This window comes from Nocardia yunnanensis, assembly GCF_003626895.1.
Taxonomy (GTDB): Bacteria; Actinomycetota; Actinomycetes; order Mycobacteriales; family Mycobacteriaceae; genus Nocardia; species Nocardia yunnanensis.
In genome coordinates, this window is the sequence record NZ_CP032568.1 from 2,346,974 (window position 1) to 2,370,457 (window position 23,484).

Annotated in this window: 21 protein-coding genes; 4 read left to right on the top strand and 17 right to left on the bottom strand. The window is 69.3% G+C overall.

The window, feature by feature from the left end:
- Nucleotides 1–82 precede the first annotated feature (82 nt).
- Genes D7D52_RS10765 through D7D52_RS10785 form a run of 5 tightly spaced genes read right to left on the bottom strand, consistent with a single transcriptional unit; the run spans nt 83 to nt 6,147 of the window.
- Nucleotides 83–1,435, bottom strand: a complete 1,353-nt coding sequence (locus tag D7D52_RS10765; RefSeq protein ID WP_120736185.1) for an NAD(P)/FAD-dependent oxidoreductase — start codon at nt 1,433–1,435, stop codon at nt 83–85.
- Nucleotides 1,436–1,466: 31 nt separating this feature from the next.
- Nucleotides 1,467–2,297, bottom strand: coding sequence for an ABC transporter permease (locus D7D52_RS10770; RefSeq protein ID WP_120736186.1), 831 nt, complete (start codon nt 2,295–2,297; stop codon nt 1,467–1,469).
- Entirely contained in the window at nt 2,294–3,268 is a 975-nt protein-coding gene (locus D7D52_RS10775) for an ATP-binding cassette domain-containing protein (RefSeq protein ID WP_120736187.1), read from the bottom strand. Before D7D52_RS10775 ends, D7D52_RS10770 begins: the two co-directional genes overlap by 4 nt.
- The gene (locus tag D7D52_RS10780) at nt 3,265–4,629 is read right to left on the bottom strand and encodes a glycosyltransferase (RefSeq protein ID WP_187703132.1); all 1,365 of its coding nucleotides are present in this window, start codon (nt 4,627–4,629) and stop codon (nt 3,265–3,267) included. The genes D7D52_RS10775 and D7D52_RS10780 overlap by 4 nt, the downstream gene beginning before the upstream one ends.
- Before the next feature lie 3 nt (nt 4,630–4,632).
- Complete coding sequence (locus D7D52_RS10785) at nt 4,633–6,147, bottom strand: condensation domain-containing protein (protein ID WP_120736188.1); 1,515 nt, start codon at nt 6,145–6,147, stop codon at nt 4,633–4,635.
- Between the two features lie 568 nt (nt 6,148–6,715).
- On the opposite strand from D7D52_RS10785, the gene D7D52_RS10790 reads away from it, so the two are divergent.
- Nucleotides 6,716–7,426 carry a Mut7-C RNAse domain-containing protein gene (locus tag D7D52_RS10790; protein ID WP_120736189.1) on the top strand — a complete coding sequence of 237 codons (711 nt, stop codon included), beginning with the start codon at nt 6,716–6,718 and terminating at the stop codon, nt 7,424–7,426.
- A gap of 180 nt (nt 7,427–7,606) precedes the next feature.
- Here D7D52_RS10790 and D7D52_RS10795 read toward each other — a convergent pair whose 3' ends face one another.
- The 6 genes from D7D52_RS10795 to D7D52_RS10820 all read right to left on the bottom strand — a co-directional run bounded on the left by D7D52_RS10795 (nt 7,607) and on the right by D7D52_RS10820 (nt 13,882).
- Nucleotides 7,607–7,996, bottom strand: a complete 390-nt coding sequence (locus tag D7D52_RS10795; RefSeq protein WP_425464671.1) for a MarR family winged helix-turn-helix transcriptional regulator — start codon at nt 7,994–7,996, stop codon at nt 7,607–7,609.
- Nucleotides 7,997–8,118: 122 nt separating this feature from the next.
- A complete protein-coding gene (locus D7D52_RS10800) occupies nt 8,119–9,123 on the bottom strand; it encodes a pyridoxal phosphate-dependent aminotransferase (RefSeq protein WP_246023781.1) in 1,005 nt (334 codons plus the stop codon).
- Nucleotides 9,124–9,140: 17 nt separating this feature from the next.
- Nucleotides 9,141–10,151 (bottom strand): 3-oxoacyl-ACP synthase III family protein, encoded by a 1,011-nt coding sequence (locus D7D52_RS10805; RefSeq protein WP_120736191.1) that lies wholly within the window; start codon nt 10,149–10,151, stop codon nt 9,141–9,143.
- A 2-nt stretch (nt 10,152–10,153) separates the two neighbouring features.
- Nucleotides 10,154–10,813, bottom strand: a complete 660-nt coding sequence (locus D7D52_RS10810) for an SRPBCC family protein (protein ID WP_120736192.1) — start codon at nt 10,811–10,813, stop codon at nt 10,154–10,156.
- Complete coding sequence (locus D7D52_RS10815; protein WP_120736193.1) at nt 10,810–12,609, bottom strand: thiamine pyrophosphate-binding protein; 1,800 nt, start codon at nt 12,607–12,609, stop codon at nt 10,810–10,812. Before D7D52_RS10815 ends, D7D52_RS10810 begins: the two co-directional genes overlap by 4 nt.
- Before the next feature lie 91 nt (nt 12,610–12,700).
- Entirely contained in the window at nt 12,701–13,882 is a 1,182-nt protein-coding gene (locus D7D52_RS10820) for a serine hydrolase domain-containing protein (RefSeq protein WP_120736194.1), read from the bottom strand.
- Nucleotides 13,883–14,079: 197 nt separating this feature from the next.
- Here D7D52_RS10820 and D7D52_RS10825 point away from each other — a divergent pair, with 197 nt between their 5' ends.
- Together D7D52_RS10825 and D7D52_RS10830 are read left to right on the top strand one after the other, a co-directional pair.
- On the top strand, nt 14,080–15,336 hold the full coding sequence (locus D7D52_RS10825) for an MFS transporter (protein ID WP_162958267.1): 1,257 nt from the start codon (nt 14,080–14,082) through the stop codon (nt 15,334–15,336).
- A complete protein-coding gene (locus D7D52_RS10830; RefSeq protein ID WP_120736196.1) occupies nt 15,333–16,577 on the top strand; it encodes an amidohydrolase in 1,245 nt (414 codons plus the stop codon). The genes D7D52_RS10825 and D7D52_RS10830 overlap by 4 nt, the downstream gene beginning before the upstream one ends.
- 1 nt (nt 16,578) lies before the next feature.
- On the opposite strand, the gene D7D52_RS10835 is transcribed toward D7D52_RS10830, so the two are convergent.
- The 5 genes from D7D52_RS10835 to D7D52_RS10855 are packed head-to-tail and all read right to left on the bottom strand — an operon-like array spanning nt 16,579 to nt 21,880.
- Nucleotides 16,579–17,637 (bottom strand): ferredoxin--NADP reductase, encoded by a 1,059-nt coding sequence (locus tag D7D52_RS10835; protein ID WP_120736197.1) that lies wholly within the window; start codon nt 17,635–17,637, stop codon nt 16,579–16,581.
- Nucleotides 17,634–18,530 carry an SDR family NAD(P)-dependent oxidoreductase gene (locus D7D52_RS10840; protein ID WP_120736198.1) on the bottom strand — a complete coding sequence of 299 codons (897 nt, stop codon included), beginning with the start codon at nt 18,528–18,530 and terminating at the stop codon, nt 17,634–17,636. The genes D7D52_RS10835 and D7D52_RS10840 overlap by 4 nt, the downstream gene beginning before the upstream one ends.
- Complete coding sequence (locus D7D52_RS10845) at nt 18,527–20,098, bottom strand: flavin-containing monooxygenase (protein WP_120736199.1); 1,572 nt, start codon at nt 20,096–20,098, stop codon at nt 18,527–18,529. Before D7D52_RS10845 ends, D7D52_RS10840 begins: the two co-directional genes overlap by 4 nt.
- Nucleotides 20,099–20,106: 8 nt before the next feature.
- Entirely contained in the window at nt 20,107–20,988 is an 882-nt protein-coding gene (locus D7D52_RS10850; RefSeq protein WP_120736200.1) for a metal-dependent hydrolase, read from the bottom strand.
- Nucleotides 20,989–21,019: 31 nt separating this feature from the next.
- Nucleotides 21,020–21,880 (bottom strand): metal-dependent hydrolase, encoded by an 861-nt coding sequence (locus D7D52_RS10855; RefSeq protein WP_246023783.1) that lies wholly within the window; start codon nt 21,878–21,880, stop codon nt 21,020–21,022.
- 124 nt (nt 21,881–22,004) lie between these two features.
- Between D7D52_RS10855 and D7D52_RS10860 the strand changes: the two genes are divergently transcribed.
- Entirely contained in the window at nt 22,005–22,727 is a 723-nt protein-coding gene (locus D7D52_RS10860; RefSeq protein ID WP_120736202.1) for a TetR/AcrR family transcriptional regulator, read from the top strand.
- A 15-nt stretch (nt 22,728–22,742) separates the two neighbouring features.
- Here the strand turns inward: D7D52_RS10860 and D7D52_RS10865 are convergent, their stop codons facing one another.
- Entirely contained in the window at nt 22,743–23,414 is a 672-nt protein-coding gene (locus tag D7D52_RS10865; RefSeq protein WP_162958268.1) for a TetR/AcrR family transcriptional regulator, read from the bottom strand.
- Nucleotides 23,415–23,484 lie beyond the last annotated feature (70 nt).

Sequence of the window (23,484 nt, forward strand, 5' to 3'; positions counted from 1 at the left end):
TGTCAGAGCCTCTCGGGAAGTGACACATGTAACTGTTCCTTATGGTTACACCTATACTGGCACGCCGTCAACAAGAGATCGTTCAGGACCAGAATCGCGGTCGCAGGCCCCAGGATTCGAACTCGTCGAGGACGTATTCGCGCAGCGCCGCGCGGGTCGGGAAACGGTCCGGATCGGCTCCGGTGATGGCCAGCGTGACGGTCTCGCCATCGCTGGACCAGGACAGGTTCAGGCCGATCTCGAGGCGGCGGAACAGTTCGGTCTCGCCCGTGCAGACGACCGGGCGCATGAGCACCGAACGAGCGCGCACCCCGGCGAGGGTCGCCACGCCCTGCCCGGTCTCGCCGAGATTGGTGCACAGGCATTCGGGGGCCTTGGCGGTGCGGGAGAAGTAGCCGAGCACGAACCTGGGCAGCATCTGCTGGACGGGTTGCAGGTGTTGCAGGGCGGGGGTGGTGGCCGGGTCGGCGTAGGCGCGGGCGGCCTGTTTGATGGCCGTGCGCACGCCGCGCAGATCGGTGTGCTCACCCTTGCGGTACAGCACGGCGATCGGCAGCCCGGTGGTGGCATTGGCGCGCGGATCGTCCACGCCGCGCATGGAGTGCGGGATGTCGACGCGGACCGCCGCGCCGTCGGCTACCCGGCCGCTGCGGCCGGCGATGCCGACCGCCACGCCCACCAGCAGGCCGTTGGCGGTGCCGTCGTGGGCTTCGGCCACGGAATTCCATTCGGCGGCATCGACTTCTACCACCAGGTCCGCGGCCGTGTATCGGTCACCGAGCAGGCGGCGGGGCTCGGCCGGGCGCGGATTGCGTTCGGGTTCGGTGACGTCGCGGGACGCGTACGCGGTGCGCAGGCTCGCGGCCGCGGCGCGCAACTGGCCGAGGGCATCCGCGAGATGGGTTCGCAGCGGGACGTTTACCGAGGACGAGCCCACCAGGCGGCCCGAACTGGTTGCGATGTCCGGGGTTTCGTCCGCGTCCAGCCGTCGCAGTGCGTCGCCCACGGCATAGAGCACGGCCCCGCCGTCCGAGCTCACATGCGAGGTGACCAGCGACAGCAGCGTGCCGCCGGAGCCGGTGGGTGCGGCCGAGAGCCGCCACATCCGCCCGCTGACCGGATCGAATTCCACCCGGCTCTGCGCGAAGAACCAATCCAGCACACCGTCTTCGGGCACCGGCCGATCCTGGTACGCCAGCGGTTCCGCCTCCGCGGCCGCGACCCACCACGGCCGCGCGAACGGCACGGCGGTGGTCATCACCCGCCGCGACAGGAACCCGTGTGCGAGGTGCGCGTGAAACCGTTGCAGCACAGCCGGATCCAGCGGCTCGTCGAAACGCCAGGCCAACTGGTTGACCAGGGCGTTGCCGTAGAGGTCGTGGAGTTTGAGGAACAGGTCGTCGTCGGCGGTGAGCCGGTTGAGCACTGCGGTCACGGTGGTCTCCGGTCGGTGTCGGAAGGAAGTGTCAGCGGGCACGCAGGGTGCGAACGGTCAAGGGCGCGAACACGATCGCGACGATCAGCGCGGCGAGCACTGACCAGGCGAAGTCGGAGCCCACCGACCCGGAGTCGCCGAGGGTGCGCACCGCCGCCACCAGATGCGAGACGGGGTTGTAGTCGGACACGTGCCGCAGCCAGGTCGGCATGGCCGCCACCGGGACCAGGGCATTGGAGGCGAAGCTGGCGAAGGTCAGCACCAGCATCGACATGCCCTGCACGGCAGCGGGTTTCGCCACGGTCACGCCGATGAAGGCGAACAGCCAGCTCATGGCGGTGGTCGCGAAGACCACCAGGGCCGCGCCCAGGATCAGGCCGAGGGGATGCGCGGGCCGGTAGCCCATGCCGAAGCCGACCAGCAGCACCATGAGCGCCGCGATCACGTAGCGGGTCGCCCCCGCCAGCAGTCCCCCGGCGACCGGGGCGAAGCGGGCGATGGGCATGGACACGAAGCGATCGAAGACGCCGGAGCGAATGTCCTCCGACAGCTGAACGCCCATGGCGACCGAGGAGGTCAGCACGATCTGCACCAGCACACCCGGAATCAGGGTCGGCAGGTACGCGTCCAGGCTGCCCGCGATGGCCTTGCCGAACACGCTGCCGAACAGCAGCGGCCCGACGATGGGCAGCAACACGGCGTCGTAGAGCAGTTGCGGGCTGTGCCGGAAGGTCAGCATGCCGCGCTGCGCCATGATCAGCGACTGGGTCAGCGCCGCGCGCAGGCCGACGTGGGTCAGGCGCGGCTCGCGCGCGATGCGGGCGGTGGGGTGCACGAGCAGCGGGGTGGCGGCGACGGTCATGCGCTGGCCCTTTCCGTGGGGCGGGCGGTGCGGGCCGGGCGCTGGGTGAGCGCCAGGAACACCGAATTGAGGTCGGGGCGTTCGACGCCGAAGCCGCGCAGGCGGATTCCGCTGTCGCGGCAGGCGGTGATCAGGTCGGCGGCGGTGCCGATATCGCCGAGCGGAACGGTCACGGTGGCCGGGTTGTCGCCGTGCAGCGGAGTCACGCCGGTGAGCCGTTCCACCGCGGCGTCGGCGAGCGGGCGCTGCGCCGGGTCGGCGAGATCGATGCGCAGCATCTCGTCGCCGAGGGAGGACTTCAGGTCCGCGGCAGTGCCTTCGGCGACCACCGTGCCGTGGTCGATGACGGCGATGCGGTCGGCGAGCGCATCGGCCTCCTCGAGGTACTGGGTGGTGAGCAGGATGGTCGCGCCGCGCCCGACCAGGCCCCGCACCACCGACCACATGCGTTCGCGGGTGTGCGGGTCCAGCCCGGTGGTCGGCTCGTCCAGGAAGATCAAGGGCGGCACCGTGATCAGCGTCGCGGCCAGGTCCAGCCGTCGTCGCATGCCGCCGGAGAACGAGCTCACCCGGCGTTGCGCGGCCCCGGTCAGCTCGAACTCCTCGAGCAACTCGGCCGCCCGATCCTGGGCGGCGCGCCGGCTCAGGCCCAGCAGCCGCCCGAACAGGCGCAGGTTCTCCCAGGCGGTCAGGTTCTCGTCGACGGCAGCGTACTGACCGGTGAGCCCGATCATCGACCGCACCGCCGTGGCCTGTCCGACCACGTCGTGGCCGAAAACCGTTGCGGTGCCGCGGGACGGCCGCAGCAGGGTCGCAAGCATGCGCACGGTCGTCGTCTTGCCCGCGCCGTTGGGGCCGAGCAGCCCGAACACGGTGCCCGCCTCGACGGTCAGATCGACCGCGTCCACGGCGGTCATGGTGCCGAAACTCCGTCCCAGCCCCCGGGTTTCGATGGCGATCTGTGTGCTCATCGCACACCTCCGATCATGGTCGGCATCTCGCGGACATCGCGGTCCGGAGCTGTGGATGGTCTGGTCGCGACGGGTCCGGTCCCGGATTGTCCGGCCGCGGAGAGCGATTCGATGACGTCGGCGGCGCGTGCGACGCCGTCGTCGCGGAAGCGCGCGCCGTAATCGGCCACGCGCGCCACCACCTCGGGCGCGGTCGCGCGAATCAGCAAGCGCTCCAGCCGATTCGCGGTGAGCCCGGCGAACGGTGCGGTCGCGCCGAGGCCGAGGACCTCGAGCTGCCGCCCCCAGTAGGGCTGATCGGCTTGCACCGAGCAGATCACCGACGGCACCCCGGCGCGCAGCGCGGCGGCGGTGGTGCCCGCGCCCCCGTGGTGCACGACCGCCGCGCACAACGGCAGCACCGCGCCGTGATCGACCTGATCGACCACGGCGAGGTCGAGGCCGATGCGGGGCCGGAACATGGGGCCCACCAGCAACAGTCGCAGCCCGAGCCGGCGGCACACCTCGCGGGCCATGGATTCGGTGGCGACCGGATCCGCGACGGGCATGGACCCGAACCCGGCGTAGACCGGGGCCGGACCTTCGGTGAGCCATTCGGCGAGCTCGGCGTCGAGTCCGCCGGATCGCGTTGTGCCCGAGGCACTTCGGGGACCGATACCCTCGAGCGGGACCGGAAACCCGGTGAAATGCTCGCCGGGCAGCTCGGTCGCGATCCCCGGGAAGAGCGCCGGATCGTACGCCTGCACGGCGGTATAGGGCGCTGACGGCGTTCTATCCGCCCCCGGGCCGGCCGCGCGGCGGAAAGCCGCGATCTCGGCGGCCAGCGCCCAGGCGCGCGTCTTGGTCAGCGCCTGCCAGCCGGCCCGATGCACCGCTGCGGGCAGCCGTGATGCGGGACCCGACGGCAGCACCGGCACCGCGCGGGTGGGTCGGATCGGGAAGAAATGCAGCGCCGCGAGCGGGATGGCGTGGTGGCGAGCGACTTCGGCGGCGATCTCCTCGCACGCCATCCCGGTGACGAGGACAGCGTCGTCCCCGTCGAGGGCGAACTGGTTGCCCGCGAGCGCGAGCAGATCACCGGCGGCCTCGGCGAATCCGCGCCGTTGCAGATCCAGCACCGCTTGGACCCGCCGCAGCGGATTCCTCCCCCGGAACCGCGCGTCGTCCCGCTGCGCCCGCAGCAGGTCACCGCTGTCGAGCCCGAACGGCACTGCCGAAATACCTTGCTGAACCGCGAATTCCACGAGATTCGGGGACACCGCCAGCGTCACCGAGTGCCCGCGGCGCGCGAGCTCACGCCCGAGCAGCACGCCGGGCTGCGCGTCACCGCGACTGCCCGCGAAGGCCAGCAGCGCCTGCACGGTCTACACCCGAGCCGGGGTCAGGGGCGCTGAGTCGGCGGCCGGGGTGTCGGCTTCGGCGCGCAGCACCTGGGAGGCATTGGGGATCGCGGGGCCGAGGACGCTGGGCAGCGCGGGCACGCCGCCCGATCGTGGGTCGTGCGCGAATTCCGTCATGGCGCGGGTGAATTCGGCGAGGAAGCGGTCCATCTCGACGGCCGGGAAGGACGCCGGGAAGCGGGTGGACAGGCGCAGACCGTCGGTGGCGCGGACGATCCAGAAGAAGACCTCGTCACCGGAATACGACTCGGCGCGCAGGGTGTGGCCGCGCAGGGCTTCGACGAGTTCGTGCTCGGGCAGCACGCGAATGTCCAGGAACGAGATGCCGAAGCGGGGATGGTCGTTGCAGTCGAGCAGTTCCAGCACCCGGGTCCAGGTGGCGTCGTTGGCGATTCGGGAGCGGCGCAGCGTGCCGCGGGTGGTCTCGAGGGCGCTGTCGATGTCCAGGTCGGGTGCCAGGGTGATGTCGATGGGGACGACGTTCACGAACCAGCCCATGGATTCCAGCCAGCGCAGATCGGGCCGGGTGGCGATGGGCATGATGGCGCGCAGCGAGATGTAGCCGAAGGTGCGGCGGTAGGCGATGGCCAGGGCGGTGAACACCGCGACCGAGAGCCGGTGACCCCGGCCGGTCACCGCCTGCTCGATCCGTTCGAGATCGGTGAGCGACAACAGCTTTCGTGAGACGCTGGCCTGCGGCCGATGCGATCGCTCACCGCCGGACGTGATGGCCGGCTCGAAACGCGGCAGCATGCCCGCCGAGCCGTCCAGGAAACGCCGCCAGTAGCGGACCGGTTCGCAGTCGGTGGTCAGGGCGGCCGCGCCGGTGCGCTCCCAGTGCGCGAAGTCGGCCGAACTGCCGAAGGTCGGCGACTCGCGCGGCGGCTCGTTGCGGGTGACGGCGGCGTAGAGGGCGCGCAGTTCCAGGATGACGATGGCCTGGGAGTAGGCGTCCAAGACCGAGTGGTCGGCGGCCACCAGGACGGTGAAATCGCCGGTAGCGGCGTGCTCGACGGTGGCCAGCAGGCAGTGCGGCCAGCGCAGCGGTGAGAGCCGCAATTCCAGTATGTCGGTGAGGTATTGGTTGATGTGCTCGGAGGCCGAGACGCCGGGCACCGGCTCGGCGGTGACGGCGACCGCGGTGGGCGCGCAGACCAGCCGCCGCGGCTCCGCGTCGGCCGCGCCGTCAGTGCACGGGGCGAGTGTGGTGCGCAGGCCCTCGTGGCGCGCGTGCCACAGCCGCACGGTCTCGCGCCAATGTGCGGCGTCGAAGGGCGCGTCGAGTTCGAAGATGGTGCCGATCCAGCGGCCCCGGCCCGGACGCGGGTCGGCGGCGTCGACCTCGCGGCAGTGCCGCACGTGCACGCTGGTGAAGGGTCGCTCGTCGGTGGCCCAGTCGGACCCGGCGGCCAGTTCGGCCCGCCACAGGGTGAGTGCGCCTGGGCGCACCGTGAATTCGGATAGATGCGTGTAATCCATGACCGTCTCCCTCATCGATTTCCGCCGCGACAGCGACCGTCAGAATTCCGTAAATAATTCACGGCGAGCGAAACACTCACCCGGAAAACGGTTTCGAACTGTCCGGCGAATTGAAAGCTATTGACCTACTCCGGCGCCTGCCACGGCTGTCGTGGCCGGGCCGGCCGGGGCCGCGAGCAGGACAGCGGCACGGGCCACTCGTGGTGCGTTCATGGCCTGTTTCCTTTCACCTTCATCAGGTCGAGCGCCGGGGCGGGCGACTTGGTGGTCGCAGGTCGGGAGGTGCGGCGGCGACGCTGCCGAGAATGGCACCCGATGGGAAATACTCCTTCGTCCATCGGTGGGTCGAAATCGACCTGCGCACCAAGAAAAACACCAACGTTCCATCGCCGCAACCCTTAGGTGTGCAAACAATTGGTTAACGGAATGTTCTTTTTCCCTTCCGCTGTGCTTCAGGCCACTGCGGCGGGAAAATTGGTTTCCACTTCACTTTTCGGCCGCGCGCCCCGGCCGGCCGCCCGCGAAATCGAGTTGCTCCCCCGCGCCCCGTTTCTGGGATCCTGGGCTGGTGAACGCTGGGGTAATCACCGTCGAGTTCGCGCCGGAGCTGCGCGTCTTCGTCGGGCAGCGCGACGGCACGCCGGTCCGCGTGGACGGCGCCTCGACGCTGGGGCATGTGGTGGAGTCGCTGGGTGTGCCGCTGACCGAGGTGGGCGGCCTGTCGGTGAACGGCGAATCCGTTGCGGCCGGACACATTCCGTCCGACGGCGAGCGCATCGCGGTGGCCGCCGTGGCGCGCCCGCAGCCGAGCGCGGAGCCGCTGCGCTTCCTGCTCGACATTCACCTGGGCACCCTGACCCGGCGGTTACGCCTGCTGGGAATCGATGCGGCCTACGAGAATCCGGATATCGGGGACGCCGCATTGGCCGCCCGCTCCGCCGCCGAGCGCCGCATCCTGCTCTCCCGCGATCGCGGCCTGCTGCGCCGTCGCGAGATCTATTCCGGCGCTTACGTTTACAGCCATCAGCCGGCCGAGCAACTGGACGACATCCTGTCTCGCTTCGCCCCGCGCCTGGCCCCGTGGACCCGCTGCACCGCCTGCAACGGCGTACTGCGGGCCGCCGAACGCGAGGCCGTGCGCGCCCAGCTACCCCACAACACCGGTCACAGTTACGACTCCTTCGCCCAGTGCGTCGACTGCGGCCAGGCCTATTGGAAGGGTGCCCATCACGCGCGACTGGACGCGATCGTGGCGGCGGCATTGGCCAAATTTGCCTGATTCACGCGCGAATATTGTGTTGCAGGCCACTGTCTCATACACTGCTGTGACACCGATCGGTCTCAAAGTTTCGGTGTGGCGGAGAAAGGAGCGGCCTCGTCGGGTCCGTGGGTTCGACGACCGCGCCGGGGGCGGCCGTCGAACCCGTGGGCGCGACGCGAACCCGATCGCGGCCGGGAGTCAGCGGGCGCGAGCGGCGGCCGCGGCGGCGTCGAGACGAGCGCCGAGGGCCTTGACCTGATCGCGCAGCGACTCGATGTCGGTGATCGGGACGCCGACCAGATCGAGCACGGTGTGGATCATGTGCTGGGCGCCGTGCTGCAGTTCGCGGCTGGCCTCGGTGGCGTGCAAGACCACGGCGCGGCCGTCGGTGGCGCTGCGCACGCTCTCGACCAGGCCGCGCGACTGTAGTCGCTGGACCAGCGGCGAGAGCGTGCCGTAATCGAGGTGGACCTGTTCACCGAGATCCTTCATGGTGATCCCCGGACGCTCCCACAGTGCCAGCAGCACCAGGTACTGCGGGTAGGTGAGATTCATTCCGTCCAGGAACGGCCGGTAGGCGGCGGTCATGGACCGTGACGTGGAGTACAGCGCGAAGCACAGCTGGGCATTGAGCGACAGCAGTGCGTAATCGATCTCCTCGTCCGCTCCGGCCCGATGCCCGTCGGGTGCGGAAGGCGGATGTTCGTGCATTACTGCACTGTACTGCGGACCGCGGACAGCACCGCGTCGGTGGCCGGACGATCGCCGACGGTGATGCGGATGCCGGTGGGATAGGTCTTGACGTGGATGTCCGCGCCCGCCAGCGCGGTTGCCACCCGGTCGGCCTCGGCGGCGGGCAGCGTGAGGTAGGAGAAGTTGGCGTAGCTGTCGGGGACGCACAGGCCGAGTTCGCGCAGCCCGGCGGTGAGCCGGTCGCGGTGCGCGCCGAGCACCGCGATCCGCGCCTCGATCTCGGCTTCCGCCTCGTAGCAGGCGCGCACCGCGACCTCGGCGAGCGCGGTCATCCCGAACGGTAACTGCCAGCGCGCGATTCGCTCGACGATCTCCGGTGCGCCGACCGCGTAGCCGACGCGCAGCGCCGCCAGCCCGTACGCCTTCGAAAAGGTCCGCAGGACCAGAAGATTCGGGTAGCGGTCGAGCAGATCGAACACTGCGATGCGGTCGCCCGCGGCCACGAAGTCCACGTACGCCTCGTCCAGCACGACCGTCACCGAGGCCGGTACCGAGCGGAGCAGCCATTCGAATTCCGTTGGCGTGACCAGTGTTCCGGTGGGGTTGTGCGGGCTGCACACCACCAGCAGCCGGGTCCGCTCGGTCACCGCGGCGGCGAGGGCGGGCAGATCCTGGCGGCCGTCACCGGTGAGCGGCACCGCGATCGGGCGGCCGCCCGCCATCGACACCAGGATCGGGTAACCGTCGAAGGTGGGCGCGGCCATCACGACTTCCGCACCGCCGGAACCGAATTCCTGCACGATGTGCATGATTACGCCGGTCGCTCCCGCACCCATCACGATGCGGTCGGGCGCGCAGCCGAGCCGCTCGGCGATCAGGCGTGGCAGCCGCTGCGGGAAGAACTCCGGATAGCGGTTGGCCGAGGCCAGCGCCCGGCTCAGCGCGTCCCGCACCGAATCGGGCGGCCCGTAGGGAATCTCGTTGAGCTGCAACCGATGTCCGGCCGAGATGAGCGAGGTCACGACGCTTCCCCCCTTTGTCAGCGCCCGCCCCAGCGGACCGCGGCGGCGCCGGCGAAGTCGCCCGCGTGCGCGAAGCCCGCGAGCATCACCAGCGCGCCCGCCGGCACCCGGCCCTCGTCGACGGCCCGGTCCAGGGTGACGGGAATGCCCGCGCCGAAAAGGTTTCCGCAGTCGTCGAAGGTGTCGGGATGGCGTTCGGGCGGCAGCTGCAGCGCATCGCGCCAATTGCGCAGGAAGGCGCGATTGGGCTGATTGGTGACCAGCAGATCCAGCTCCTGCGACGGGACGCCGATGCGGCGGCACACCGCCTGCGCGACCTCGGGGACCAGCCGGTTGCCGCGCTGCAGCACCTTGGCGATCTTGGATTCGGTGAAGCCGACGTGCATCTGGCCCGCACCCGCCTCCCAGTATCGGCGCGACGGCTCGGCGACGGCGGTCATCTGCCCGGCGAACTCCGGCAGATGCCTGGTCTCGATGTCGAGGATCGGCGAAACACCGGATTTCACCAGCAATCCCGCGCCCGCGCCGTCGCCGGGAATGGCGGCCTGGGCCTTACCGCGCACCTGATCCTGGGTGAAGATCTGGCCCGCCGCGTTCTGCACGGTGACCACCAGCGCGGAACGCGCGTCCGAGAACAGCAGCAGCTGCCGGGCCAGCTTCATGCCGTAGACGAACGAGGCGCAGCCGCCGTTGTGCAGATCGACCAGCCATTCGGGCGCGATGCCCAGGCGCGCGGCCACCTCGCCGCCGTTGCCGACCACCGGGATCTCCGGCAGCTGGGTGTGCACGATGAGAATATCGATGTCGCGCAACGCATCCCGGCCCTGGCGCTCGAGGATCGGCGCGACGGCGCGTTCGGCCATGTCGGCGGGCGTCTCGCCCGGGGCGAGGTGGCGGCGGAACTTCGGGGCCTTGAACATGATGTTCGAGGTGACGTCGTCGGGGTCGGCGTACTGCGCGAAATAGTCGGCGGCGACGATGTTCTCGGGCAGGTAGCCGGCGACGTCGATCAGGCTGACAGTGCTCATGCTCAGTTCATCCATTCCGGCTTGATCGGCTGGCCGTTGGCGTGGCGGTGCTCGCAGATGGCCTTGAGATTGCGCAATTCCATCAGGTGTCCGGCGGCGAAGAGGTGCCAGAAGTCGCCCACCCACACCGGGCGGCCCTCGGGCTCGGTCTGCGGGTAGGCGTTGTCCTCGTAGAAGGGGTGATGGCAGTTGGTCCAGGTGACCACCGAACCGGGCTTGTTCAGCACCAGCTGGGCGTCCACGACCCGCATCAGGTAGATCATCCACAGGTGTTCGCCCTGATCCCAGGCGCAGTGGTAGTCGACGGTGCGGGCGTCGGGATTGGCGACGGTGCGGGTGTAGATGCGGGTGTGGGTGCCGACGCGGTCGTCGGAGACCCACAGGTCCGGTTCCGCGGTGCGTTCGAAACCGCGCATGCTGTAGGTCCATTCGCACAGGCTGCGGGTGTCGGCCAGGTAGGCGTACACCTCGTCCGGGGGCGCGTCGATGAAATCGGTGACGGTGCAGTACTCGCCGTAGATCTCGTCGTGCGGGTAGACGGCGCGGGTCATGTCCAGCACCATCGGCATGCCCTCTTTGAGGGGGGTGGTCTCGATGCGGTACACCCCCGGCACATCCAGCTGCGGAACTTCGATCGGCTCGTCCTCGAGGGTCTCGGTCATGCGCGGGGCTCCTTCAGGAAGGGGGCGAACGGTGGGATTTCGTCGGGGTCGCAATGCAGTTCGAGGAAGGCGGGTCCCGGTATGGCCCGCGTCTTCTCCAGGGCGTTCTCGAATTCGGTGAGGGTGTGCGCGGTCCAGGTGGGCAGGTCGGGGAACATCGCCGCCACCCCGGCCCCGATCTCCGCCGGCCGGAACCGGTTGAAGCTGTAATCGCCGGAGTAGTAGACCTGTTCACGGGTCACGCACATGGCGTGCGCGTTGTTGTTGAAGACGACGAAGGTGACGGGGACCTGGTATTCGACGGCGGTGTGCACCTCGTGCCCGTGCATGAAATACGCACCGTCCCCGGCGATGACGACGGTGCGCCGGCCCCGTCCCAGCGCGCATCCGATGCCCGCCCCGAACGAGTACCCCATCCCGCCCATCCCGAGTGCGATGAGGAACCGGCCGTCCTCGGGCACCGGAAGGTAATGCACCACCGCCGCACCCGTATTCCCGGCATCGGCGACGACATCGGTGCCCGGCTCCAACGCGGCATCGATGGCGGCCACCGCGACGCGATAGCGGACACCCGGCCCGGAGGCGGGCGGAACAGGCAGCTCCGACAAGGCGGGCGGGGCATGACTAACGTCCGATTCCTGGTGCGCTGCCGCCGCTTTCGCCGTTCGCGCCACCTCCGCCAATGAGCCGGTCAGGCTGCCCTGCACGCGGACGTGGACCGGCACGAACGGTTCCTCCGCTCCGATGTGCGCGATTCGCGGGCACGTCGCGAGCGCGTCCTCCAGCCCGGCTCGGGCGGTGACGGACAAACTCGCGCCCGCCAGCAGGCACAGGTCCGCAGCCGCGATCAAATCACCGGCGTGCGGATGCCCCATGACGCCGACAACACCGGCGAAACGCGGATCGCGGTTCGGGAAGGCGTCTTTGGCATCCGGCGTCACCAGCACCACGGCATCCAGCGCGCGCACCGCATCCGCCAGCTCGGCCCGGGCGTCGGCCAGCCCGACCTCCGGCCCGGCGACGACCACCACGCGCGCGCGTTCCGGCAACTCGGCGAGCAGGGAAGTCACCCGCTGACGATCCGCGCTCGTCATTCCGGCGTGCTTTTGGCCGGAATCCACAGCGACAGTGTGGATCCCAGCCAAAAGCACGCTGGGATGACGAGAGGCGGCGGCGGACCCAGGGAGGGCGGCGGGGGCGGGGAGGGCGGCGGAAGGTGTGGCGATCAGGGCCGCTTGAATGTCTTTGGGGAGCAGGAGGATTGCTGGGCCGCCCTCGAGGGCCGCCGTTATGGCGTGGTCGAGTTCGCCGGAAATGGATTGTGGGTCGGTGATTTTGGCGCAGTAGCGGGAGACTGCGCTGAAGATGTGGTGCGCGTCGAGGCGTCCAGGGAGGCCGCTGGTGTCCTGGAAGGCGCCGCGGCCTTCCAGGGTGGTGGGCGGCTGGCCGACCAGGGCGAGCACCGGAACCCGGGAGTCGAACGATTCGGTCAGGGCGGCAGAGAGATTCATGGCGCCGCCGCCGGAGGTGGCGGCCACGACGCCGAGGCGGCCGGTGGCGCGGGCGTAGCCGTCGGCCATGGTGGCCGCGCCGAATTCGTGTTTGGCGACGAGCGCGGTGAGCGTCGGGTGACGGTGGGCGGCGTCGTAGAGGTCCTCGATGTTCGCGCCGCCGACGCCGAAGAGGTGGTCGGTGTGCGCCGCGACCCGGTCGGCGATGAGGTCGGCGACGGTGCGTGATTCGAACTCGCTGTCGGACACGATCCCCCGTTTCGGAATGCCTCGTACGAGATACATCGCACACAAGGTATCCGTCTGGGACGGGTTCGATCAATGTGTCACAGATCACACGATTGCTCGAAAGATGCTGTTGGACGCGGTCCGGCAGTCAGCGAGCCGAGGCGCCGAAGACCGCGCGCACCAGGCGCAGGCAGCGTTGATCACCATTGAGGGTGAGGCCGAGACGGTTGGGAACGTAGGCGAACGACAGTCCCGTCTCGGGATCGGCGAAACCGAGCGAACCACCGAGACCGGGCGTGCCGTAGGCGCGGTGATCGGGCGAGCCGAAAGGGAAGGTGGGACAGGACTTCCGGAAGCCCAGATGGAATCGGGTCGTGGTGCGCAGCACGGCATCGGGGGCGGGCACCGGGCCCGGGGCGGACAGCTGGGCGCGCACCCGCGCGGCGATCGGCAGCTCGCCGGTGAGCCCCGCGGCGTAGATGCGGGCCAGTCCGCGGGCCGAGCCGACGCCATTGCTGCCCGGCAACTCCACCGACATGACCTCGGTCCGCACGAAATCCTCCGGCATCCCCAGCTCCGGAACCGCGAGCGCCCGGAAGAGCTGCCCTCGGCGCAGCAGCGCCGGAATCGCTTGATTCCACGGGATGTTCCGCTCGAAGCGCAGGTCCAAACCCTGCGCGCGAATCAAGCGCACGATGCGCTCGCCACCCAGTTCCGCGTCCAGGCCGAGGGTGAAGTCGACGCCCAGCGGGCCGGAGATCTCCTCGGCGACGAAGTGCCGAATGCTGCGCCCGCCCGGATCGGCGCGGCGCACCAGTTCGTTGACGAACAGCCCGATACTGACCGGGTGGTAGCCCTGCCGGGTGCCCGGCGTCCAGGCGGGACGCTGTGCCGCCAGTATCCCGGCCACCCGATCGAGGTCCCGCAGATCGGCCAGGGTCATCCGGGTGCCGCGCAGAATGTGCAGTCCCACTTGATGATCGATGAGCTGCCGGACGGTCACCGCCGCCTTGCCGTGTGCCGCGAACTCCGGCCAATAGTCGGCCACCGCCCGGTCGTAGTCCAGCTGACCGCGCGAGACCAGCAGCGCGAGTACCAGTGCCGCAACGCCTTTGGTGCAGGAGAAGACGGGCGCGATGGTGTCGCGTTCCCACGGCAGCCGCCGCACCGGATCGCGCTGCCCGCCCCACAGATCCACCACCGGCGTCTGGCCGTCGAAGACCGCGACCGCCGCGCCGATCTCACCGTGGCGTTCGAAATTGCGCCGGAAGGCGTCGGCGACCCGCCCGTAGCCCTCGGCGACCGCACCGTGCGTCGTCTTCTCGGTCATCGAGGACGAGCCTAACCAAGCACTGTCCGACGGCTCCCCGCGCATACCTATCGGTACGAACCCCACCGGCGCGGGCCGGGGCGATGGATTCCGGCGCCACCTCGGCGTTGATGGCGGTATCCGGCGAAATCGCCGTATCCTCGGGCGTGGGGCACAGTGTGGCAATCCAGCCACTCCTCCTGCTGTTAGGGGCTTGGATGCCACGCACCACCCGCATCACCATCGCGCTGCTGTTCGCGGCGTGGGTGGTCGATTACATCGACCGGACCGTCATCAATTTCGCCCTGCCCGCCATCGGCCGCGATCTCGGTCTCGATCACACCCAGCAGGGTCTGCTGGTGTCGATGTTCTTCTTCGCGTATGCGCTGGTTCAGGTTCCGGGTGGATTGCTCGCCGACCGCTACGGGTCGTTGAAGGTGGGCATCGTGGGCCTCACCGCGTGGTCGGTGTTCACCGGGCTCACCGCCCTCGCCTGGTCGTTCTCGGTACTCTTGGGCATCCGCTTCCTGTTCGGGCTGGTGCAGGGTGTGTTCCCGGCGGCGGCCATCAAGGCGCTGGCCGAACGCAGCCGGCCCGAGCAGCGGACCACCGCGGCGGGCTGGACCAATTCCTCCAATGCCGCGGGATTGCTGCTGGCGGCGCTGATCGCGGGTGTCACGCTGCCCACCGTGGGCTGGCGGGTCATGTTCGCGATCATCTCGGTGCTGGGCGTGGCGGTGATCCTGGCGTGGCGGCGCTGGATGCCGGAGCCGTTGGCGCAGGACGAGATCGCGGTGGCGCAGGACGAGATCGCGGTGGCGCCCGACACCCGGGCCGAACGGCGCGCGGTGCTGTTCTCCCCGGCGCTGCTCGGGTTCGCCGTCATCTTCTTCGGCTACGACGTGATGGTGTGGGGTGTCACCGCCTGGACGCCGACCTTTCTGCACGAGCAGCGCCACGTCTCCACGGCCGGTATCGCTTTCGCCGCGGTGCCGACGACGCTGGCCGCGGCGGCCGGGGTGGTGCTGGGGGCGCGGCTGTCGGATCGGATCGGCGGGCGGCCGCGGGTGATCGTGGTCCCGGCCATGGCCTTCACGGCCGCAATGCTTTTCGCGTTGCCGCGCGCGCAGCCGCTGTGGCTGTTCGTGCTGCTGGGCACGGTGATGAGCCTGGTCGCGGGAATGGCCTACATGCCCGCGTTCTCGGTGCCGTTGCGCGCGCTGCCCAGTGCCACCATCGGCGCGGCCACCGGCGTGATCGTCTTCGGCGGCCAGCTGGCCGGGGTGATCAGCCCGCTCGCCTTCGGTGTAGTCACCGATCGGCTGTCCTACACCACGGCTTTCGAAACCATGGCCGCCGGTCCGCTGCTGGCCCTGGTGGCGGCGGCCGTGGTCCCGCAAACCGCCGACGCGTTCCGGACCCTGGTGTCGCGGCACGTGGCGGCGACCGTCCCCTCGAAGGAGAGACTTCCATGAGCGCACCCACCGCCGCTGCCGCACAACGGCTTCCGGACGGCGAACACTGGCAGCGGCTCTACCGCCAGTTGCACGCCCACCCGGAGCTGTCGGGCCTCGAGCACGCGACGGCCCGGCTGGTGGCCGAGGAGCTGCGCGCCCTGTCCGGCTGGGAGGTCACCGAAAACGTCGGCGGCACCGGGGTGGTCGGGGTGCTGCACAACGGCCCCGGCCCGGTGGTGTGGCTGCGGGCCGATATGGACGCGCTGCCGGTGCAGGAGGAGACCGGGCTCGACTACGCCTCGACGGTGCCCGGCGTCATGCACGCCTGCGGGCACGACGTGCATGTCACCGCGCTGCTCGGGACCTGCGCGCAGCTCTCGGCGAATCCCGCGCCCGGCACGGTGGTGGCGCTGTTCCAGCCCGCCGAGGAGACCGGTTCGGGCGCGCAGGGCATGGTCGACGACGGTCTGCTGGAACGGTTTCCGCATCCGCGCATCGTGCTGGGCCAGCATGTGAGCCCGCTGCCGGCGGGCATCGTGCTGTCCAAGCCCGGCACTCTGATGGCGGCGTCGGATTCGGTGCGGGTCACCTTCCGCGGCAAGGGCGGTCACGCCTCCCAGCCGCACACCGCCATCGATCCGCTGCTCATGGCGGCATCGCTGGTGGTGCGGCTGCAATCGCTGACCGCGCGCCAGACCGCGACCGCCGCGACCCCGGTGCTCACCGCCGGCGCCCTGCACGCCGGGACGCGCCCCAATATCATCGCCGACACCTCCGAGGTGCTGCTGAGCCTGCGCACCTTCACCGACGCCTCCCGCGACCGCATGATCGCCGGCATTCAACGCATGGCCGCGGCCGAAGCGGCGGCCGCCGGCGCGCCCGAGGAGCCGAAAGTCGAGTTCTACGACCACTTCCCGGTCACCGAGAACACCCCCGGCGACACCGAGCGCGTGCTGTCCGCCCTGACCGCCGCGGGCCTGCCCGTCCTGCCCATGGACAACCCGATCACCGGCAGCGAGGATTTCGGCGCCTTCGGCACGGCCGCCCACGCCCCCTCGGTCTTCTGGCACATCGGCGGCATCGACCCCGCCCGCTTCACCTCCGACGACCAGACCCACATGCTCACCGAAGGCGCTCTCCCCGAACACTTCCCCTCCAACCACTCCCCCCACTTCGCCCCCGACCCCGTCCAAGCCCTCCCCGCCGCGATCACCACCATGGAAACCGCCGCCCGCGCCGAACTCACCCGCGCGGGGTGACCTACTCATCGAAAGTGATGTGGAGAGAGTCCGATTCGGGGAGGGTCTGGCAGGCGAGAGTGAGGCCCCGAGACAATTCCTCGGGGATCAAGGACTCGTTCGTCAACATGCGGGTGCGCCCGTGTTTCACGGTGCAAACGCAGGTGGCGCAGGCGGATTCGCGGCAGACGTACGGGGCGTCGATGCCGTGATCGAGGAGGACGTCGAGGAGTTTCCTGGTGCGGGGCCAGGGGAGGGTGTGGGTGTTGCCGTCGATGTCGACGCGGACTGTGGCGGCGTCGGCGGCGGGGGCCGCGGTGGGCGTGGCGGCTACGGGGGTGGGCGTTCGGAGGTGGCGTTCGAAGGGGTTGTCGGTGAGGGAGCGGTAGTGCTCCCGGTGGATGGCGCGTTCGGGGATGCGTAGCCGGGCCAGGCCCTGTTCGACGGCGGCGGCGAAACCGGTTGGGCCGCAGAGATAGACGTCGTGGCGGCGGTAGGGGCGGGCGGCGGTGGCGATGCCGTGCGCGGTGGGGAGGCCGCGTTCGGATTCGAGCCAGTGCAGGACGGTCAGGCGGCGCGGGTGGCGGCGGACCAGCTGCCGCAGCTGCTCGGCGAAGATGACGGAGGCGCGATCGCGGTTGGCGTACAGGAGGGTGATGTCGCCGCGGCCGAGGATCAGGGCGGATTTGAGGATGGACATGATCGGGGTGATGCCGCTGCCGGCCGCGCACAGCAGCAGATCGCGGTTCCACGTGCGGGGTGTGAAGGCGCCCGCCGGTTCCAGCACGGTGAGGATGTCGCCGGCCGACACGCTGTCGCACAGCCAGTTCGAGCCGTAGCCTCCGGGGGTGCGCTTGACGGTGACGGTGGGGCGCTCGTCGCAGTGCGGGCTGCTCGACAACGAGTAGCAGCGTGCCACGGAACCCGTTCGGTCGCTGGGGATTCGGAGCGTCAGGTACTGGCCGGGAGCGTAGGCGAAACGCTGGGTGAGATCGGTGGGGACATCGAAGATCAGCGAGACCGCGTCCGCGGTCTCGCCGAGTACTTCGCGCACCTTCAGTTCGTGGGCGCGAGCGGTCACCGCGAGCCTCCTGCCCTGCCCAGGGCGAACTCCCCCAGCGCCTGGATACGCTCCATCGACAACGGTTGCGTCATCCGGCGATTCACGCCCGGCGCCACCCGCAGCATGACGTAGCCCAGCCACGCCTCGGCCCGGACCGGCACCACCGCCAGGTCGTAGCGGACGGCGCGAACCACCGCCCGCGCCACCAGATCCGGGCTCATCGGCGAGAACGGCAGCCGCTCGGCGAACTGCTGAACCTGCGCCGTCAGCTGCTTGCCCCGCTCGACCAGCACCGGATCGACGCCGACCGCGACGGCGTGCTCGCCGATCCGGGTATTGATCACGCCCGGGCAGATCGCGCTCACCCCAACGCCTTTGGGCGCGAGTTCCAGGCGCAGGCACTCGGTCAGCATCTTCACCCCGGCCTTGGACACCGAATACGCCGCCATCACCGGCGTCGGGGTGAACGCCGCCGCGGAGGCGATGTTTACGATGTGCCCGCGCTTGCCCTCGTCGATCATGAGGCGGCCGAAGGCCCGGCAGCCGTACACCACGCCGAGCAGGTTGACGCTCAGCTGCCGCTCCCAGTCCTCGGGCTCGAGATCCAGAAACGCGCCGCTGACCAGGATTCCGGCATTGTTGACCAGGATGTCGGGGACCCCGTGGTCGGCGTGCACGTCCCGGGCGAACTCGGCCCAGGCGTGCGGATCGGTGACGTCGAGCTGCGCGGCCACCGCGCGCCCGCCCCGGGACTGGATGAGCGCGACCGTGGCCAGTGCGGCGTCCTTGTCGATATCGGAGACGATGACCTTCGCGCCGCCGCGCGCGAACCGCCGCGCGGTCGCCCGCCCGATGCCGCTGCCCGCGCCGGTGACCACGACCAGCCGGGGATCGATGCCGGTGAGTTTCACGAGACCTCCTCCGAGAGCACGGCCGCCGGCGCCGGCGCCGGCGCGCCGACCGTGTAGCGATACACATCGAGATCGAAATGCCGGTTCTGCCAGTACATCTCGCCGTGCGTGGACGGGCGGAACGGTGAATCGCCGTGATTGTCGATGTAGTAGGTGTTGGATCCCGCGCACACGTAGGTGAACAGGAAGTTCCGTTGCTGCCGGCGCAGGCAGCGCTGGAAGTAGGCGTCGTGCGCCTCCTGCCGGATCTCGACCTCGGTGGTGCCCCGCGCCTTCGACTCGGCGATGACCCGCGCCAGATGCGCCGAGGTGGCCTCGATCATCCAGATGTAGGAGCCCAGCACGAATCCGTACGGACCGGTGATCGTGAACGAATTCGGGAACCCGGGCACCGAAACACCCTGGTAGGACTGGTATCGATGCTCGTCCCAGAACTGTTCGAGATCCTTGCCGCCGCGCCCGCGCACCGGGAACGGCGGGATCGCGCCCCGATCCCACAGTTTGAAGCCGGTGGCGCAGATCAGCACATCGATCTCGTGCTCGACGCCGTCGGCGGTGACCACGCCGCGTTCGGTGACGCGCGCGATGGACTCGGTGACCAGACTGACGTCCGGGCGGTTGAACGTCCGCAGGTAGTCGTTCGACATGGACGGGCGCTTGCAGCCCAATCCGTAACGCGGTGTCAGCTTTTCCCGCAGTTGCGGATCGTGGACCTGGGAGCGCATCCAGCGCCGGACGGGCGCCTCGGCCAGCCGCCGCCCGGCCGCGGTCAGCCAGGCCGGTCCCACCACCATGCCGCTCATGGCGACCTCGGTACCGGCATTGCCGACCAGCCGCAATGCCGATCGAATCCGCTTGTTGCCCAGCACCTGCCGGCCGAGCCCGCCGATGGCGGCGTCGTTCTTGGGGAACACCCAGATCGGGGTCCGCTGGAACACCGTCAGATGCCCGGTCTCTTCGACGATCGCCGGAATCAGTTGCAGCGCTGTGGCGCCCGTCCCGATGACCGCCACGCGCTTGCCTGCCAGCGAGACGTCGTGGTCCCACAGGGCGGTGTGCAGCAGGGTCCCGCCGAAGTTGTCCAACCCCTCGATATCCGGCATCTTGGGCCGCTCCAGCCCACCGATGGCCAGCACGATGTACCGCCCCGTGAGTTGCTGTCCGCCGTCGGTGCGCAAGCGCCACAGGCTGTCACGATCGTCGAACTCGGCCGCCACGATCGTCGTGCTCAGCCGCAGTTTGTCCCGCAGCCCGTACTTGTCGACCATGCTCTCGGCGTACTCGCGTAATTCGGTGCCGGGGGCGAAGATTCGCGACCAGTCCGCGCGCTGCTCGTAGGAGAAGCTGTAGATGAACGACGGAATGTCGACCGCCACACCCGGATAGGTGTTGGCATGCCAGGTGCCGCCCACCCGATCCCACTTGTCGACGAGCACGAAGTCGTGAATACCTTTGCGCTGCAGCGCTATCCCGGCGCCGATGCCGCCGAACCCAGCCCCGACCACGATCACCTCGTGGTCGGGGCTGGTGGTGGGCACCCCACTGCCACCATTCGTCACCACGGTCATGCCTCCGCTCAGCCGATCCGGTCCAGCAGTTCGCCGTCCGCGCCGAACAGCTCGCGCCGCCACTGCTCGAGCAGCGCCGTGGTGTCGATATCGTCGGGGTGGAACCCCGGCCGCAGATAGGGCCGCATCTCCCCGAGCAGGCCCTTCACGATCGGCCCGCGCGCCAGCCGCAGGGACTGCCGCGCCACCCGCAGCGGCCGCCAGCTGCGCGGATCGCTGAGGATCGAGGCCAGCACGCCCAGCGACACCACCGGAATGGTCAGGAAGTACATCCCCGCCATCACCCCGATGCGGATCGCTTCGGGCCCGCCCGTGTGGCGGTACACGTCGAAGGCCACCGACTTGTGCTCGAGCTCCTCGAAAGCGTGCCAGTTCAACAGATTCCACACCTCCGGATCGCCCGGGATGTCCTGGATCTCCTGGGTGCCCAGCACCCGTTTGGCCAGCGTGGCCGTGTAGTGCTCGGCCGCCGCGGTCACCGCCAGATGCACCTGCCGGGGCACCGCGTTCTCGATCGCGATCAGCCCCCGCTCGCGCCGCGCGTCCGGACCGAAGGCGAACAGGCGCACGATGGGGAAGCCGTTCGCGATGAGCTGGTCGTTCAAGCGCCGATGCTGCTGCCCGTGCACCGCCTCCTGGCCGATGAACCCGGCCACCCGCTTCTTGAGCACGGGATCGGTGATCTCGCCGGAGAATTTGCGCACCGAGCGGATGAAGGACTCCTCGCCCGGCGGGAACGCGCCCGAGAGCACCGCGATCAAGTGGGTGAGGGGAATGTCGCCCTGGACGAACTGATGCGCCATCGGCTCGGGCTCACCGAACCGGAATCGCATGCGCCGCACCTTCGGATAGGGCGTGGGGGAACCGATTTCCTGCCGACCGATCGTCATTGGCCGGTCCTTTCTCGAAAAGCGTTGGTGGTCACTTCAAGTGGTCGACGAGTTCGCCGTCCGCGCCGAAAAGCTGTCGCTGCCACCGGTCGAGCAGCCGCGAGGTGTCGATATCGTCGGGATGGAAGCCGGGGCGCAGGTATTTGGCCAGCTCCGGCATGAGGCCGCGGAAGATCGGCCCGGTGAACAGGCGGTAGGTCTCACGGGCCACCCGGACCGGCTGCCGGCGCGCGTTCGGGTCCCGGCCGACCGCGATCGCCAGGCTGACATAGGTCAGCGGCAAGGTCAGCGAGTACATGGCGAGCATGACGCCGATGCGGGTGGCCTCGGAGCCGCCCACCGCGCGGAACACGTCGAAGGCCACCGACTTGTGCTCGAGTTCCTCGAGCGCATGCCAATTCAGCAGGTTCCAGACCTCGGGATCGCCGGGAATCGCCTGGATCTCGTCGCTGCCGAGCACCCGCTGCGCGAGCACCGCCGTGTAGTGCTCGGCGGCCGCGGTCATGGCCAGATGCACCTCCGGCGAGAGCCGCCGCTCGAGGCGCTGCGTGCGCTCGATGGCCTGCGGGGAGTCCAGCCACTTGATGGGATAACCCAATTCGACCAGCTTGTCGTTGAGTTTGCGGTGCTCCCGGCCGTGCATGGCCTCCTGCCCGACGAAGCCGGTGACCCGCTTCTTCAGCACGGGATCGGTGACGCGGTCGGCGACCCGGCGCACCGAACGAATGAAGGACTCCTCCCCCGCCGGGAAGGCCCCGGACATGCCGGCCACGAAGTGGCTGTAGACCATGTCGTTCTCGACGAAGTACTTGTCGTGGGTATCGCGTTGATCGAATCGGAACCTGATGCGACGGGCCTTCGGATAGGCCTGCGCCGGAAGGGCATTCGCCATCTCAACCATCCTTGGTGAAACACGGAGTACCTAGTACCGCGTGTTCGATGTAGAGCCAGTGTAGGATTGTCCCAGACACCGCACAAGGGGCTTCGACCTAACGAATCGAATTAGAATCTGCCGCATGGCCTCCCACCCGCCACCCGACCGCCCGGCCGAGCTGAAGGGTGACGCCCGCCGCGACCGCTGGCACTCGCATCGCGCCTCGGTCCGGGCCGAGCTCATCGAGGCCACCATCCGCGCCATCGACGCGCACGGCGCCGATCTCTCCATCGACGATGTGGTGAAAACCGCTGGTATACCGCGCCCCAAGCTGTATCGGTTCTTCGGCGACAAGGTGGAGTTGCTGGCCGCGGTCAGCGGCCGCGTTCAGGAGCTCATCGTCGCGCGCGTCACCCCGCACCTGGATCCGACCGGACCCGTGCGCGATGCCGTGCGCACCGCCCTGTCCGCCTATATCGAACTGGTCGCCGAGCGCCCCAACCTGTTTCACTTCATTGTCAGCTCGCAGGTGGTCACGAGCTTCGGGGCGGCCCGTTTACTGGAGGATGGGCGGCCACTGTCCGATACAGTCGCGGACTTCTTCTCCGGGGTGCTGCGGCTGCGCGGCGCGAACGGCGACAACACTCAGTTCGTGGTCGATTCCATGCTCGGCGCGATCGGCCTGGGCGTCTTGCGCTGGCTCAACGAACCGGTCATCACCGCCCGGGAACTCACCGACGAGCTGACCGCCTTCGCCTGGGGCGCGCTGTCGGCCACCGCCGCGGCCCGCGGCCTCACCCTCGATCCGGACGCGCCGCTGCTCCCGATTCCCCAGCTCCGCGAGCGCACCCGCCCCTCCCGGTGACGTACCGAAAGTTGTTCAGCCGGCGGCCATTTCGCGCTGAACCGTGGTGGTGATCTGGGCGGAGGTCAGGATCATGGCCACCAGGAAGTCGACCAGCTGGGCGCGATCGATATCGAGTTCGCCGCGCAGCCATTCGGCGAGGATCTCCAGACCGCCATGGGCGACGGTGCGGGCGGCCAGTTCGGCGTGCATCCCACGCACCGCGTCCTCCCCGAGGAGTTCGCGGCCCTGATCCAGCATGACCTGGGCGACCAGCGCGACGAGTTCGGTTCTGCGATGGCGTAAATCGTCGGTGGTCTGCATCTCGATGGTCAGCCGCCGCCGGGCCGGATGGTCGGCGATGGCGGCGACGCCGGCCTCGACCACCGCACGCAGGCGAACGCGGGTGTCGGCGGGCGCGACGGCGATGACGCCCATGACCGCGGCGACGACCTCGGCCAGCTGTTCCTCGACCAGTTCGTAGAGCAAACGGTCGGTATGGCTGTAGCTCTCGTAGAAGTAGCGGTCGTTGAGCCCGGCGCGGGCGCACAGCCCGCGCACCTTCAACCCGGTCAGCCCCTCCTCCGCGATGAGTTCGAGGGCGGCCGCGCGCAACCGGTCGCGCCGCTGGTTCCGGCGTTGATCCGCGCTGAGTCCGGCGTATCGGCCACGGGGTGTGTCCACGGTTCCCGCCCTGTCTGTTGCCATGCCGCAAGGTTTGGTGAAGACTATCACCAAAGTTCTGGTGACGAACTTCACCAGACGCGTGAGCGCATTC

Bases quoted from the DNA above. Each gene is read 5' to 3' on its own strand.
- D7D52_RS10825 (WP_162958267.1), top strand. From the start codon at position 14,080: ATGCCACGCACCACCCGCATCACCATCGCGCTGCTGTTCGCGGCGTGG.
- D7D52_RS10830 (WP_120736196.1), top strand. From the start codon at position 15,333: ATGAGCGCACCCACCGCCGCTGCCGCACAACGGCTTCCGGACGGCGAA.
- D7D52_RS10855 (WP_246023783.1), bottom strand. From the start codon at position 21,880: ATGGCGAATGCCCTTCCGGCGCAGGCCTATCCGAAGGCCCGTCGCATC.
- D7D52_RS10770 (WP_120736186.1), bottom strand. From the start codon at position 2,297: ATGACCGTCGCCGCCACCCCGCTGCTCGTGCACCCCACCGCCCGCATC.
- D7D52_RS10850 (WP_120736200.1), bottom strand. From the start codon at position 20,988: ATGACGATCGGTCGGCAGGAAATCGGTTCCCCCACGCCCTATCCGAAG.
- D7D52_RS10815 (WP_120736193.1), bottom strand. From the start codon at position 12,609: ATGTATCTCGTACGAGGCATTCCGAAACGGGGGATCGTGTCCGACAGC.
- D7D52_RS10795 (WP_425464671.1), bottom strand. From the start codon at position 7,996: ATGACCGCCGCCTACCGGCCGTTCCTGGACGGAATGAATCTCACCTAC.
- D7D52_RS10810 (WP_120736192.1), bottom strand. From the start codon at position 10,813: ATGACCGAGACCCTCGAGGACGAGCCGATCGAAGTTCCGCAGCTGGAT.
- D7D52_RS10820 (WP_120736194.1), bottom strand. From the start codon at position 13,882: ATGACCGAGAAGACGACGCACGGTGCGGTCGCCGAGGGCTACGGGCGG.
- D7D52_RS10865 (WP_162958268.1), bottom strand. From the start codon at position 23,414: ATGGCAACAGACAGGGCGGGAACCGTGGACACACCCCGTGGCCGATAC.
- D7D52_RS10775 (WP_120736187.1), bottom strand. From the start codon at position 3,268: ATGAGCACACAGATCGCCATCGAAACCCGGGGGCTGGGACGGAGTTTC.
- D7D52_RS10805 (WP_120736191.1), bottom strand. From the start codon at position 10,151: ATGAGCACTGTCAGCCTGATCGACGTCGCCGGCTACCTGCCCGAGAAC.
- D7D52_RS10845 (WP_120736199.1), bottom strand. From the start codon at position 20,098: ATGACCGTGGTGACGAATGGTGGCAGTGGGGTGCCCACCACCAGCCCC.
- D7D52_RS10785 (WP_120736188.1), bottom strand. From the start codon at position 6,147: ATGGATTACACGCATCTATCCGAATTCACGGTGCGCCCAGGCGCACTC.
- D7D52_RS10860 (WP_120736202.1), top strand. From the start codon at position 22,005: ATGGCCTCCCACCCGCCACCCGACCGCCCGGCCGAGCTGAAGGGTGAC.